This is a genomic window from Streptomyces sp. NPDC001880 (assembly GCF_053594575.1).
Map to the genome: position 1 here is coordinate 21,315 of NZ_JBSFET010000002.1, position 12,988 is coordinate 34,302.

15 protein-coding genes and 1 pseudogene are annotated in these 12,988 nt (G+C 69.7%); 8 read left to right on the top strand and 8 right to left on the bottom strand.

The genetic code is table 11. The features are described from left to right. Positions 1 to 9 precede the first annotated feature (9 nt). On the bottom strand, positions 10 to 870 hold the full coding sequence (locus tag ACWCQ6_RS01600; RefSeq protein WP_451084757.1) for a hypothetical protein: 861 nt from the start codon (positions 868 to 870) through the stop codon (positions 10 to 12). A gap of 557 nt (positions 871 to 1,427) precedes the next feature. On the opposite strand from ACWCQ6_RS01600, the gene ACWCQ6_RS01605 reads away from it, so the two are divergent. Continuing rightward, positions 1,428 to 2,225, top strand: a complete 798-nt coding sequence (locus tag ACWCQ6_RS01605; RefSeq protein WP_451084758.1) for a VOC family protein — start codon at positions 1,428 to 1,430, stop codon at positions 2,223 to 2,225. A 32-nt stretch (positions 2,226 to 2,257) separates the two neighbouring features. Here ACWCQ6_RS01605 and ACWCQ6_RS01610 read toward each other — a convergent pair whose 3' ends face one another. Then, on the bottom strand, positions 2,258 to 3,064 hold the full coding sequence (locus tag ACWCQ6_RS01610; RefSeq protein WP_451084759.1) for an HAD-IIA family hydrolase: 807 nt from the start codon (positions 3,062 to 3,064) through the stop codon (positions 2,258 to 2,260). 119 nt (positions 3,065 to 3,183) lie between these two features. Between ACWCQ6_RS01610 and ACWCQ6_RS01615 the strand changes: the two are divergent. Continuing rightward, positions 3,184 to 3,810 (top strand): annotated as a pseudogene (locus tag ACWCQ6_RS01615) (phosphoribosyltransferase); the annotation flags it as partial. Between the two features lie 142 nt (positions 3,811 to 3,952). Here ACWCQ6_RS01615 and ACWCQ6_RS01620 read toward each other — a convergent pair. The 3 genes from ACWCQ6_RS01620 to ACWCQ6_RS01630 form a co-directional block, all read right to left on the bottom strand. Continuing rightward, positions 3,953 to 5,458 carry an alpha/beta hydrolase gene (locus ACWCQ6_RS01620; RefSeq protein ID WP_451084760.1) on the bottom strand — a complete coding sequence of 502 codons (1,506 nt, stop codon included), beginning with the start codon at positions 5,456 to 5,458 and terminating at the stop codon, positions 3,953 to 3,955. 157 nt (positions 5,459 to 5,615) lie between these two features. Continuing rightward, positions 5,616 to 5,831 carry a DUF397 domain-containing protein gene (locus tag ACWCQ6_RS01625; RefSeq protein ID WP_451084761.1) on the bottom strand — a complete coding sequence of 72 codons (216 nt, stop codon included), beginning with the start codon at positions 5,829 to 5,831 and terminating at the stop codon, positions 5,616 to 5,618. Next, positions 5,828 to 6,664 (bottom strand): helix-turn-helix domain-containing protein, encoded by an 837-nt coding sequence (locus ACWCQ6_RS01630; protein ID WP_451084762.1) that lies wholly within the window; start codon positions 6,662 to 6,664, stop codon positions 5,828 to 5,830. Before ACWCQ6_RS01630 ends, ACWCQ6_RS01625 begins: the two co-directional genes overlap by 4 nt. Positions 6,665 to 6,771: 107 nt before the next feature. Here ACWCQ6_RS01630 and ACWCQ6_RS01635 point away from each other — a divergent pair, with 107 nt between their 5' ends. Then, positions 6,772 to 6,945, top strand: a complete 174-nt coding sequence (locus ACWCQ6_RS01635; RefSeq protein ID WP_451084763.1) for a hypothetical protein — start codon at positions 6,772 to 6,774, stop codon at positions 6,943 to 6,945. Then, positions 6,942 to 7,133: a hypothetical protein gene (locus tag ACWCQ6_RS01640; RefSeq protein WP_451084764.1), complete on the top strand. Its 192-nt coding sequence runs from the start codon at positions 6,942 to 6,944 to the stop codon at positions 7,131 to 7,133. Before ACWCQ6_RS01635 ends, ACWCQ6_RS01640 begins: the two co-directional genes overlap by 4 nt. A gap of 303 nt (positions 7,134 to 7,436) precedes the next feature. On the opposite strand, the gene ACWCQ6_RS01645 is transcribed toward ACWCQ6_RS01640, so the two are convergent. Continuing rightward, complete coding sequence (locus tag ACWCQ6_RS01645) at positions 7,437 to 7,994, bottom strand: DUF3291 domain-containing protein (protein ID WP_451084765.1); 558 nt, start codon at positions 7,992 to 7,994, stop codon at positions 7,437 to 7,439. 513 nt (positions 7,995 to 8,507) lie between these two features. Here ACWCQ6_RS01645 and ACWCQ6_RS01650 point away from each other — a divergent pair. Then, on the top strand, positions 8,508 to 9,332 hold the full coding sequence (locus ACWCQ6_RS01650) for a M23 family metallopeptidase (protein WP_451084766.1): 825 nt from the start codon (positions 8,508 to 8,510) through the stop codon (positions 9,330 to 9,332). 117 nt (positions 9,333 to 9,449) lie between these two features. Here the strand turns inward: ACWCQ6_RS01650 and ACWCQ6_RS01655 are convergent, their stop codons facing one another. Both ACWCQ6_RS01655 and ACWCQ6_RS01660 read right to left on the bottom strand, forming a co-directional pair. After that, positions 9,450 to 9,941 (bottom strand): hypothetical protein, encoded by a 492-nt coding sequence (locus ACWCQ6_RS01655; protein ID WP_451084940.1) that lies wholly within the window; start codon positions 9,939 to 9,941, stop codon positions 9,450 to 9,452. A 197-nt stretch (positions 9,942 to 10,138) separates the two neighbouring features. Further along, positions 10,139 to 11,128, bottom strand: a complete 990-nt coding sequence (locus tag ACWCQ6_RS01660; protein ID WP_451084767.1) for a helix-turn-helix domain-containing protein — start codon at positions 11,126 to 11,128, stop codon at positions 10,139 to 10,141. A gap of 342 nt (positions 11,129 to 11,470) precedes the next feature. Between ACWCQ6_RS01660 and crcB (ACWCQ6_RS01665) the strand changes: the two genes are divergently transcribed. The 3 genes from crcB (ACWCQ6_RS01665) to crcB (ACWCQ6_RS01675) are packed head-to-tail and all read left to right on the top strand — an operon-like array spanning position 11,471 to position 12,629. Beyond that, complete coding sequence (gene crcB, locus ACWCQ6_RS01665) at positions 11,471 to 11,911, top strand: fluoride efflux transporter CrcB (RefSeq protein WP_451084768.1); 441 nt, start codon at positions 11,471 to 11,473, stop codon at positions 11,909 to 11,911. Next, positions 11,908 to 12,264, top strand: coding sequence for a DUF190 domain-containing protein (locus tag ACWCQ6_RS01670; RefSeq protein WP_451084769.1), 357 nt, complete (start codon positions 11,908 to 11,910; stop codon positions 12,262 to 12,264). Before crcB (ACWCQ6_RS01665) ends, ACWCQ6_RS01670 begins: the two co-directional genes overlap by 4 nt. Then, entirely contained in the window at positions 12,261 to 12,629 is a 369-nt protein-coding gene (crcB, locus tag ACWCQ6_RS01675) for a fluoride efflux transporter CrcB (protein WP_451084770.1), read from the top strand. Before ACWCQ6_RS01670 ends, crcB (ACWCQ6_RS01675) begins: the two co-directional genes overlap by 4 nt. Positions 12,630 to 12,988: the final 359 nt, after the last annotated feature.

Below are 12,988 nucleotides of genomic sequence, written 5' to 3' on the forward strand. Positions count from 1 at the left end.
GGGCGGCGGTCAGACCTCGGCCGGCAGGGCCGTCGGGGTGCCGTTGATTCTGGCGATGCGTTCGCGCCAGGGGACGGGTTCGGGTTCGGTGCGGGCAGCGGCGCGGTAGCAGGAAGGGCATTCGGATTCGCCGAACAGCGGGCGGAAGACATGTGGCTCGCCGGGGCCCGTGCATTCGACGAGTTCGGGCAGGGGCGGGCGTTCGTAGGGCTGGTGCCGGGCCGGAGGTTCGGGGAGTTTTTGGATCAGGCGGTGGCGCAGGAAGCCGACGGCCGAGCGGACGCCTTCTCTCGGGCGTTCGGCAAGCAGGGCGTGGCGGAGGTCGGATTCGCTCAGGCCGCGTTCGAGCCACTTGACGGCCTCCACGGCGAGTGCGCGGGCCTCGCGTACGCCCAGGAACAGTTCACGGCGGGTGTGACGCAGGGAGAGCAGGACCCGTTCCGCACGTGCCAGTTGGGCCGGGTCCGCCGTGGTGGTCTGCGGGGTCGGTCCGGGCGTGGGAACGGTCGCGGGCTCAGGTTCGGAGGGTGGGTGGGGAGTTGTCTTATCACTGTGGTCTTCTACCGGTTCATAGCCACCGACCGCCCGAGGGGCCGGTTCGCCGACCGTCGGCAACTGCGTACTCGGCGGCGGCACCGTGGCTACGGCTGTGGCTGCGGCTGTGGCCGTGGCTGTGGGGGCAGTGCCTCGTAAGAGGAGTCCCGCCTGCTCGCTCGTCAAAGGATTGTTCGCGACGAGCTGCTCGGTCAGCCAGCGGCCTCCCTCGCCCTGGCTCCGCCGCTCGTGCATATAGCCGTGCTCGACGAGCTGCCTCTTCGCCTTCTGGTACGCGCGGCCCTTGATGCCCAGTTTGCGGGCGAGCTCGCTCAACGGCTTGCACAGGGCATCGCCCGGGAGGCCCTGGACGTGGAGGATCAGGATCTTCGCTCACTGTTCAGACGCGGATGGCGTACGACATCGTTCGATGCCTTCGTATAGCGCGCGGACGGCGCGATAGCATGACGCAACATTTCCGGTGGGTCCATTCTCCACTGGTGGTGTAGGCCCTCGGATCGGTGTTGTCGCACCGCCGGGGGCCGCTCTGTGCGCATGAATACACACAGAGCGTGATGACCTGGTCACCGTAGCGCACGTCTCCCATCTCGCGCCACGCGAACGGAACTTCCCGCGATCACACCGGCCCCCTCGCCCCGGCATGGCGTTCCTCGCCTCCGGGCGGTCGCGGGCGCCGCCCGGCGAGGTCATGGCGCAGACCGCCGAGGGCCTGCCGAAACGACGAGATCGCGGCCCGGATGCACGTCAGGCCGGGGCACGGCCGGGTAGCCCCGGGCGCCCTCGGGGCACGCCGCTCCCGGCGCGCGGGGAGGCGGTCGGCTGGCTAGCGTGAAAAGCCGGACCACCCACCCGAGCGCGAAGGAGTCAGGGCCATGGCTGTACAACCGGAGGGCACTCCGTGCTGGGCCGACGCGATGTTCGCCGACCTGGAGGGAGCGAAGAGCTTCTACGGTGACGTGCTGGGCTGGACGTTCGGCGAGTCCTCGTCGGAGTTCGGCAACTACACGCAGGCGTACGCCGACGGCAAGGCGGTCGCCGCGGTGGTGCCCCCGATGCCCGGCCAGGAGGGCCACTCGGCCTGGTGTCTGTACCTGGCCTCGCCGGACGCGGAGGCAACCGCCGCGAAGATCCGGGACAACGGCGGCGAGACACTGATGGACCCCATGCAGGTCGGCGAATTCGGCACGATGCTGCTGGCACGCGACCCCAGCGGTGTCGTCTTCGGCGTGTGGCAGGCGGGCAGCCACGAGGGCTTCGAGGCGCAGAGAGTGCCCGGTGCGTTCTGCTGGGCCGAGGTCTTCACCCGGGAGCCCGAGAAGTCCGACGCCTTCTTCCCCGCCGTCTTCCCCTACACGATGATGAAGATGGAGGACGAGCACGTCGACTTCAGGATGTTCAACCTCGGTGACCAGACGGTCATGGGGCGGATGAAAATGGGTGAGGATTTCCCGCCCGAGGTCCCGCCGCACGTGAACGTGTACTTCACCGTCGCCGACTGCGACGCGGCGGTCGCGAAGGCCACCGAGCGCGGCGGAATCCTGCGGTTCGGCCCGATGACCATGCCGTTCGGCCGGTTCGCCGCGCTGACCGACCCGCAGGGTGCGGCGTTCTCCGTCATCGACGTCAACACGACCGAGGGCGAGATCCCCAAGACGGCGCCGGTGTCCTGAGACGACCTGGGGCGACCTGCATGCGTCTGCCGCTACAGGCGCTCCAGCAGTCCGGGAAGGTCGGCGAAGGAGTCGATCACATGGTCCGGGGTGCCCTCGGCCGCCCGGTGCGTCTCGGGGAGGTACTTGCCGGTTCTGACGAGTACGCCGGTGAGCCCCGCGGCCTGGGCCGCCAGCACGTCGGACTCGATGTCGTCGCCCACCATCAGGGCCTCGGAGGCGGTGACTCCGAGGTGGGCCAGGGCGGCGGCGAAGAACGATCCGGCGGGTTTACCGGTGATCTCCGCCTCGACCCGGGCCGCCCGCTCCAGCCCCAGGAGGAAGGCCCCGGTGTCGAGGTCGAGCCCGGTGGCCGTGCGCCAGTACAGGTTCCGGTGCATGGCGACGAGCCGGGCGCCACGCTGCAGATGGCGGAAGGCGCGGTTCAGCTCCGCGTAGCCGAAGGCGTCCCCGGCCCCGCCGATGACGACGACGTCCGGCGCCTCGCCGTGGCCGGACTCCTCGTCCTCGCCCTCGCCGACCAGGGTCACGCCCGTCAGATCGTCCCGGATGTCCCCGGAGTTGATCAGCAGACAGCGTGCGCCGGGGTGGTGCTCGCGCAGGTGCGCCGCGGTGGCGGCCGGGGCGGTGAGGATGTCCTCGGCCGTGACGGGAAAGCCCTGGCCCGACAGTTTCGTGGCGATCGAGGCGCGGGTGCGGGAGGTGGTGTTGGTGACCAGGACCAGCGGGACACCTGCCTCGCGCAGGCGCCGCATCGCCGCGACGGTGCCGGGCAGCGGTTTCCACGCCACCGTGAGCACTCCGTCGATATCGATCAGGACCGCTCCGATTCGTCCCATACAACCGACCTTGCCCGAGTTGCGAGGTCGCCGCACATGGGGTTGTTTCGGTAGTAGGGATGCCGGTGGGGCACGTATGCATGCGGTCCCCGGCTCCCCCGGCTGGGGGTGAAACCACCGTGCTGTTCGCCGACCGCGTGGACGCGGGACAGCAGCTGGCCGAGGCGCTGCGCCACCTCGAACGGGAGAAACCCGTCGTGCTGGGACTGCCCCGCGGCGGAGTCCCGGTGGCCTTCCAGGTCGCCCAGATGCTCGGTGCCGAACTCGATGTGATCGTCGTCCGCAAGCTCGGCGTTCCGCACCACGAGGAGGTGGCGTTCGGCGCCATCGGCGAGGGCGGGGTGCGGGTCGTCAACGACGACGTCGTCGGCCGGATGCTGGCCGGTAAGCAGGATCTCGCGGCGGTCGAACGGGTCGAGGCGGCAGAGCTCGTACGCCGGGCGCAGGTGTACCGCGCCGGCCGGGCACGGACCCCGCTCGCCGACCGGACGGTGATCGTCGTGGACGACGGCTTCGCGACCGGCGCCACGGCCGAGGCGGCCTGCCTGGTGGTACGGGCGCAGCAGCCGGCGCGGCTGGTGGTGGCCGTGCCGGTGGCGCCGCCGGACGCGGTCGTGCGGCTGCGCCGGAGCGCGGACGAGGTGGTGTGCCTGTCGGTGCCGCGCCTGTTCTTCGCGGTCGGCGAGTGGTACCGGGACTTCGGCCAGACGTCCGACGAGGAGGTCGTCTCCCTGCTGGCACAGGCCCGGAACAGCGGACATGTGACGCCGGGCTGCGACTGAACACGCCGGGCTGCGACTGAGCGGAGCGCCTGCCCAAGTCGCAGCCCGGTCGTCGTAGCCCAGCCGCAGCCCGGTCGTCGTAGCCCAGCCGCAGCCCAGGTCACGCTCAGTCCGCGCAGTACGCGTCCCGCGCCGGCCGTTTCCCCGTGTTCAGGAACGTGGTGACCGCGCGGTCACCGCAGGCGTTCCCGTGGCCCAGGTACATGGCGTGCCCGCCGTGGTCGACGGCCACCAGGCGGGCCCGGTCACCGAAAGCGGCGCGCATCTTCAGGGCGCCGGAGTACGGGGTCGACGGGTCGCGCAGGCCCTGGATCATCAGGACGTTGGACGGCCCCTGGTCCGTGATCCTGGTCGGCCGGTCGGCGGGCTCGTCCTTCCAGAAGGTGCACGGGGTGATGTTCGCCGTCATCCCGGCGGTCAGCGGGTACTTCACGCGGTCGGCAGCGACGGCCCGCGCGTACGAGGCGACCGTGCCCTGCCAGCGCACGTCGTTGCAGATCACGCCGACCGTGACCGCCGCGTCCGCGTCCGGTATCGGCCCGCTCAGCGCGGCGGGCAGGACCGGCTTCGACGAGGTGTCCCCGGCCGCCCGGACGAGCCCGGCCAGCCCGGCGAACGCCTCGTCCTCGTACAGCGCCAGCTGGATCGCCTGGCGCAGCCGGTTGCCGGTCAGCGGGACGCCCGGCGTGGTGGACTCCCTCGGTTCACGGTCCAGCCGCGCCGCCAGGTCCAGCACCAGCGGCTGCACGTCCTCGGCCCGCTGCGCCAGTCGCAGCCCCTCCGCATCCCTGGCCGGGTCCGAGGCCCAGCGCGCGAAGTCGGGGAACCGGTCGGCCGCCCCCACGGCCATGTTCGCCAGCCAGCCCTTGGCGACTCGCGACGGATTCGGGTCCCCGCTGCTGTCCAGCACCCAACGGTCCGTGTGCTGCGGGTACTTCTGCGCGTACACGGCTCCCACATAGGTGCCGTACGAGCTCCCCCAGGCCGACAGCTTCTCCTCGCCGAGCGCCTGCCGGAACCGCTCGATGTCCCGTACCTCGTTGGCCGAGGTGAGGCTCCGCAGCATCGCTCCGCCGTTGCGGGCGCAGGCCTCGGCGACGCGCCGGGAGCGTGTCACGTTCTCGGTGATCGAGCCGTCGGCGCCGGGCCAGGACCGCAGGTTCACCATCTCCCGGTCCTCCGGGTCGAGCCCGCAGCTCGCCTTCGGGCTGCCGCCGACCCCGCGCGGGTCGAGGCTCACGATGTCGTACCGTCCCTCCGTCTCCCGCTGCAACCGCTCCGCCTTCTGCGTCACCCGCTGCACCCCGGAGGTGCCCGGCCCGCCCGGGATCACGATCAGCGTCCCGCGCCGGGCGGCCGGACGGTCGCTGCGCACCCGGGTCACCGCGAGGGAGATCTGCGGGCCGCCCGGGTCGCGGTAGTCGAGCGGTACGGGAAGTTCGGCGCACTCCTGGGTGGCCGGGCCGCCGTCCTGGGCACAGGACCGCCAGGAGAGCGCGGGGGCGGAGTTGGCCGACGCGGCGGCTTGCGAGGGCGCGGCCCCGGTGAGAGCGGTGGCTACGGCGGTGACGGACAGGGCGACGAAGGCGGCAGATTTTCCGTAGGTCCTCATGCCACAAGCCTTGTTGAGCACCATCGCTCAACCCATCCGGGAGGCATGCCGGATAGCGGTGGGGTTAGCCCCCGGCTGCGCAATGCGGACAACGAGAAGCCCCACCGCGCGCTGCACGATGGGGACTTCGGGATCGCATACGCCCGCCCTGGTGAGCTCAGACGGCGCCGAACTGCCCGGACTTGACGCCCGCCACGAAGGAGGCGAACGAGGCGGCGGAGGTGTTCAGCACCGGGCCGCACGGGTTCTTGGAGTCACGAACGGGGACCACGCCGAGCGAGCCGACGAGGTTGGCGGCGACCTCGATGCAGTTGCCGCCGTTGGAGCTGTACGAAGACTTGAACCAGCGGGGAGACTCGGTCGTGGTCGTCACGGGGTGCCCTTTCGTGCCTCACGGATCATGGCCACCGATGCCGCCTGGGACAGCGCTTCGGCCTGTAGTTGATGGTAGGCCGCCAGCAGGGGGAGGACCAAGGTCGTGTCACGCTCAAGGTGGCCCCGCATCTGGGACTCCGCGTACGCGACGGCGGACAGGTCCGACAGCGTCAGCAGGTTCATCGGAAGGTTGAACGGGCGGCGCTCCGCCATGTCGAAAGGAGCGATCTGAAGCACGGTGTTCGGCAGCTCGGCGAACTCCAGCAGCCGGTCGAGCTGGGCAGCCATGATCTCGTCACCGCCGACCCGCCTGCGGACGCAGCTCTCGTCCATCACCACCAGCGTTGTGGGCGGACGGGGCCGTACCAGCGCAGCTTGGCGCTCCGCCAGGAACGAGACGCGATCGCTTGCCTGCTCGGGCGTGATGGAACCGCGCCACACGTCGCCTTCCGCCAACGCCCTCGCGTACCCCTGCGTCTGCAACAGCCCGGGAATGATTCCGACTTCGTACAGCCGGATCTCCGCGGCGCGTCCTTCGTAGCCCACGTACTGCGGGAAGCCCTCCAGCAGCGAACCGTGCCGGATCTCGCGGTACTGCCGTTCGAACGTGTCGGCTGTTTCCCCGGTGCCGAAAACCTGGTCCGCATTGCGCGAGAACCGAAGAGTCGGCATCTTGCGACCAGTTTCGACGGCGGAGATGTGCGTGCCGGAGTAGCCCATCCGCTCGGCTAACTCCTCCTGTTTCCATCCGCGCTCTTCTCGCAAGCTGCGGATGCGTGCGCCAAAGGCGGCCTCCGGGCTGCTCTCGGGGTCCAACTCCTTGCGGTTCAACGGCTGTCACCTGACTTTTCGCTCGCACCCAACAAGTTGAAGCACTCTCGACTCTAGGCCAACCTGAGCCCTCTTAGTAGTGGAATGACTACGGAGAGGAGTTATCCGTGCTCGCCGAGAACAGGCGTGAAACAGAAGGCTGTTGTCCCGGGTGCCAGGAGCTCCGGCTGGCCGAGGCCCTCGCCAACGATCAGCACGACTACAGCGGGGCGACCGACTGCCGGGTGCTGCTCCGGCGCCACCGGGGCACGGCGGACTGCACGGAACGGGGATCGGCATGAGGGAGCAGGAGCCCGCGCCCGAGCCGGAGTTCCCCGAGTTCAACCCGCTGCGCTGGCCCCCCTGCGAGTGCGCGCGGTGCCGCTCCGGCGGGGACGACGAAGCCACGGACTCCACGTCGATACAGCAGCTCCGGGCCAGGGTCGCCGAGGAGAACGGGCTGCGCCGCTCCCACCGGCGGACGCGGTGAGGCCCCCGGCTCAGCGGCCGGCTCCGTAAATCCTTCGGGGGTTGGCTGTGGAGCCTGTGTTGTGTGTGGTGCGGGGTCAGATGCTGGGCTCGGTCAGGTAGAGGCCGCGGGCGCAGTCGAGGGCGTCTTCGGCGGTGCCGGCGAAGCCGCTGGTGGGCAGGATGGCGTCCTGGTACTCATTGGTGCTCGCGAGGTAGAAAGCAAAGCCCAGGTACTGGCGGATCCGCCGTAGCGCAGACGCATCTGTTCACCGTCATTCAATCGAGGCGTTTGACAGCGACCCCAGTCGTTCAGGCTTCCTTGTCAGCGAACCTGGTCGCTCTTCGGCCCGATGTCTTTGATCCTGGTCGGAGTTCCGTCCGGGGCGAACGAGTGATGGAAGGTGAAGGCGTGCGGCGCGGAGCCGTGGTCGTGGAGGTACTCCAGCCTGGAAACCCCGTCCTGCCAGGTGGGTATCACGTCGTCGGAGACCCACCAGAACACGTAACTCGGGTGTCCTGTCCTCTCGAACCAGTCGTAACGCCTGTTCAGCGCCTCACGGTGCAGACCGGTGTAGATGGCGTCGAAGGCGGGGCGCAGGCCGGTCCAGAGCGAGAGAGTCGCGGCCAGGGCGGTGGTTTCCACCGTACGGCCCTTGCCGTACCAGGTCGGTACGGCGAACTCTCCCCATGCACCCCAGTCCGCCTCGAAGAGCATGCCCCGGTCGCCGTCTGCCGCTTCAGCATGCGCGAGGTACCCGGGGTGCCGACTGATCTCCGGGTAGACGGCCTCACCACTGTCGTACAACTCGCGCGTGAGAGGCGCAGGATCGGCGAGAGGTGACTTCAGGACGCCGAATGTGTACAGAGCAAGATGGGGCATGCTTCTCTCCTTGGTTGGGGGTGCCTGGTGTGGACCCGGTTCGGCGGCCTACGCATGGGGGCGAGGAATCGTGGGGCGTGACCAACTCATCCCGTCGCGGGCGGCTCAGCCTGAAGGAACCCCTTTGCGACCGCGGGCAACCGCCGAAGACCAGGTGAAGGTAGCTGCCTCTGCGGGCCGTGTCGAAGTTGCGTTTTCCCCGTCCAAGTGGCCTCTTGGACCGGTCATTGCGGGGGGCTGGGGCGGTGACGGGCGGGGCAGGCTGCGGGGTACCAGTGATCCACTTCAGCCGATCGGTTCGCCCGCCATGCCCGTCCGCACCCCCTTTGCCGGTCGGTCTTAGCCGGATCGCACCGATCGCACCTCTTTGGCGCGGACGGTATGGGGACTCGGGGGCTCATGGGTCTATTGGGGCAGCCCAACTTACGGCACTCTTGGGTCCGTTCAACCGGATTGCTGTCTTCCCATTCCCTCGGTACCTCACCCGGATTCGACTCGGAGGATTGACCACGCATGCGCTCGATACGTATCGCCCTGCTGGGCCTGGTGGCCCTCGTCGCGGGCCTGCTCACCGCGACCCCCGCTGCCGCGGCGCCGAATTTCAAGGCACCGTTCCCCTGCGGCCAGACCTGGACCTACGGCCACCACTCGGCGGAGGTCAGATCCGCCCTCGACTTCATCCGTACCGACGGCGGAACCACGGCCGGCAGCCCCGTCCTCGCCTCGTCCGGTGGGACCGCGTACCGCTACTCCCAGCCGAGCGGTGCGGGTAACTACATCGTCATCGACCACGGCGGCGGCTGGAAGACGTACTACTTCCACCTCTCCTCGTACTCCGTAGCCGACGGCGCCTCCGTCTCCCAGGGACAGCAGATCGGCGTGACCGGCTCCACCGGCAACAGCAGTGGTGCCCACATCCACTACGAGCAGCTGTACAACGGTGTCGGCCAGACCATCACGATCAACGGCCAGTCCCTCGCCCCGTACCCCGGTTCGTACCACAGCAAGTACCTGACCAGCGACAACGGCTGCGGAGGCGGCGGTGGAGGCGGCAAGTACTGGGTCGACACCTACGCCAACGCCACCGGGTACGCGGCTCCCAACACGGGCGACGCGCAGGGCGTCCTGAACGCCGGAACGAACTACGTCTACTGCAAGGTGTGGGGCGCCCAGGTCGGCTCCGGCTCCAGCTACAACCACTGGTGGCTGAAGACGGACCTGGACACGGTGTACGCGGGCAAGAACGGGCGTGGCGCGTATGTCTCGGCGTACTACCTGTCCCGCTGGGGCAACGACGAGGCGCGGGACAACAACGGTGCGGTGATCCCGAACTGCTGACGGGGTGACCGGTAGCCGGGTCGCCGGCTGAGATGAACGGATGACAAGAGTGAGGCCATGCCCGTCCCCCGCCGAGGGCGGACGGGCATGGCCTCAACTCAGGGTCGGGGGAGGCTGCTAGGCCTTGCTGTTGTAGTGCGTGATGTCCCAGTGACTGCCTTCGTTCGCGTACACGTTCTTGGCGGGGGACTTGTACAGGGCGGCGCCGTCACTGCGCTTCCCCGCCTTCGCGAACTTCTGCGTGATGTAGTTGTTCACGCACGCGACCTTGGTGGAGATGTCCGTCTTGTAACCGTTGCGGTGGCTGTACGTACCGGAGGCGTGGCCCTTCTCGGTGCCGCCGGTGACGATCACGTTGCAGCCGCTGGCCTTCTTGAATGCGATCAGGCCGGCGACGGACGCCTTGTTGATCTGGGTGAATGACGTACACGTCTTCTTGTTCCAGTCGGAACAGTTGCCGCTGGACGTCCAGGTGATGCCCGCCTTCTTCAACTCGGCGGCGGCATCCGCGTGCCGCGCGTACTTCGCCGGCGCGGCCTGCGCGGTGCCGGCCAGCAGCAGGATCGAGGCGGTCGCGGCGAGAACGGTACGGCCGGACAGAGGTCCCATGCGCTTCAAGAGGTGCTCCTTGTCTCTCTCACGAGGCAGAACGCTGCTCGGCTGCTGATCCGAGCCCGGGAATCCTGCCCAGCTGCGCACATCGCGCGGGTCACCCATCGAGTGAAAAAGCGGCGCTGAAATGGACGTCGCCCCGACTGCCGCGCGCCCTCGCAACTCGTATCGGCCATCTAAAGATCGCTGCTCCATCACGCCAGCCGGGACCCTTCGGGCGTACGGCGGTAGAGCACCGATCGGCCGGACCGGGCGCGGGCGACGAGGCCGGCCCGGTGCAGTACGCCCAGGTGGTACGAGACCGTCGCGGGGCTGAGGAAGTGACGTGCCGCCAGCTGCGCGGTGGAGGCCGGTTGCGTCAGCGCGGCGAGCAGCCCGGCACGGGTGGGGCCGAGCAGCTGGGCCATCTCGGCGGAGGGAACCGTTGGAGCGATGGTGCCGGTGATGGCCTTGGCACGCACGGGATAGACGAGCATCGGGGACCGGCTTTCCTCGCGCGTGGGGTCCACGCTCACGCCCAGCCCAGGTGCGACGAGTGACGGCACGACGACCACCAGGGGCGCCGGCAGCGCGATCCGTAAGTAACTTTCGACGCGCAGGGTGCCCTCATCCCACCGGATGCCGGGATGCAGGGAGTTGAAAAGCCTGGCCGCTCCCTGCCGGGCCAGCACGCCGGCGCACCGGTCGACCTCCGCATCGAGAGCGGCCTTGGCGGCCTCCCAGTGCGGGGCGAAGGCCAGCTCCCAGTAGCGCTGCATCTCGTCAGCCGCCTGCCGGGCCACGTGCGCACCGCCCCGCGACATGGCCCGCCGCACTCCCTCCGGCAGCTCGGAACCGGCGAGACCGTTCCGCGGCCGCCCGTCGCGCAATGCCGCCAGCTCACTCAGGACGCGTTCGGGCGGGGTGCGCCGGACCTGTTCCAGCTCCTCCTCGACGGTCGGGGAGGGCCCGCAGGGATGCGGGCTGAGGAAGTCGGGCACGTATCCGGCCCCGTCCAGGGCCAGTTCGGACAGCAGCGGCAGCCGGGCCCGGCGCAGGACGCGTCGTGCGCGAGCGACCCACGGATCGGCGTCAGGGGCCGGTTGCAGGCCCCAGGGCAGCAGCGTCGCGACGACCTCGTTCAACGGCGAGACAGCGAAGCGGGAGCGCGCGAGCCCGGAGGCGTCCACAGTGAGCTCGATCATGACCCTCCCGCTGTCCGGTCGCGTCGGTCTCGCGGCCGTCCCTTCGAACCTGCTCGAATCGTGGCACGAAACGTCGCGGTGACAGGCCTGATCGACGCAGGCTGGTGACCGACAGCTGCTACGTCACCTACGGCTGACGAGCGGCGGCACACCGGGGGAGGGGGCCTCGTCACGCTCTGGCGTGACGAGGCCCTCGTGCTGTTGTCGGCCTCGTCCGGCGGACCTCGTGCAGGCACGGATCGAGCCGGGACCGCCGTCGGACGGGAGCACCCGCCCGACGGCTTCCGGGCGGTCTCCGGTGAGCGGCCCGGGGCGCCCGGCGCGGGCGGCGGCGATAGCCTGATGCGTGGAGCAGGCAGGAGACATGTGCCCATGGGAGCCCCCAATCCGCAGGGATCCGTCGTCGCGGTGGTGGCGCTCGGTGGTGCGATCGGAGCGTCTGCCCGCTACGGGGCCACGCTGATCTGGCCCACCGCCCCGGGTGGCTTTCCGTGGACGACGCTGATCGTGAACGTCGTCGGATGCGCGGTGATCGGCGTATTCATGGTGGTGATCAGCGAGGTGCGGCCGGTACACCGGCTGGTGCGCCCGTTCTTCGGTACGGGGGTGCTCGGCGGGTTCACCACGTTCTCGACGTATGCGGTGGACATCCAGCGTCTGGTCGACGCCGGCCGGGTCCGTGCCGGTCTGGGATACCTGGGACTGACGCTGTTCGCGGCGCTCGCGGCGGTGTGGAGTGCGGTGTGGGCGACCCGCCGCGTGCTGGCCTGGAGGCAGCCATGACGACCCCGGAGACGGAACGGGCCCTGCGCCTGACGGTCCTCGTCGGCGAGTCCGACGGATGGCACCACCGACCGGTCTTCACCGAGATCGTGCACCGGGCACACCGGGCGGGGCTCTCGGGGGCCAGTGTGTTCCGCGGGATCGAGGGCTTCGGCGCCTCGTCGATGATCCACACCCAGCGGCTGCTGTCGCTGAGCGAGGACCTGCCGGTGGCGGTCGTGATCGTGGACACCGAGGAGCGGATCCGCGGGTTCCTGCCACTGATCGAGGAGCTGGTCGCGGACGGCGGTCTGGTCGTCCTGGACGAGTGCGAGATCGTCCGCTTCGGCGGCGAGCGGGAGCGGGGCCGGTGAACTGGCTGCTGGTGATCGTCGGGGCGGCGGTCGGGGCGGTGCTGCGCTACCTGACCGACCGGGCGGTGCAGTCCCGGCACGACAGCGTCTTCCCGTGGGGGACCTTCACGGTCAACGTGTCGGGCTCGCTGATCCTGGGCCTGCTGACCGGCGCGGTGGCGGCCGGCGCCGCCTCCTCGCATCTGCACCTGCTGATCGGCACGGGACTGTGCGGGGCGCTCACCACGTACTCGACGTTCGGTTACGAGACGCTGCGGCTGGCCGAGGGCGGGGCCAAGTCCTACGCGGTGGCCAATGTCGTGGGGAGTGTGGCGGCGGGGCTGGGCGCGGCGTTCGCCGGGGTCGCGCTGGCGAGGGCGCTCTAGGGTCTTTCGTTTGGATCAGGCCGGCCTGATCCAAACGAGAGGCCCTGGCCGTAGGGCCTGCGGTCGGCGTCCCCTGCCACCGCAATGCGAGACGGTGGCAGGGGAACGCCGTTGGGGAGGAGCCGTCACCGAGCGCCGGGCGATCAAACCCGTTCCGCGCCGACAGCGGTCCGTCAAGCGCCGACGCTAGGCGACCGTCCGCGCCCCGCGCCCGGCACCACGCCGGTTCCCGGCCCGGCGCCACTCCAACGGCAGGCGCCGACGGCCACCGGGTGGGCGGGCCTTGATCCACCGGTGTCCGCGGTGGATCGCTGACTGATCAGCACGATCTCCGTGATCTTCATCATCGTCGTCATCCG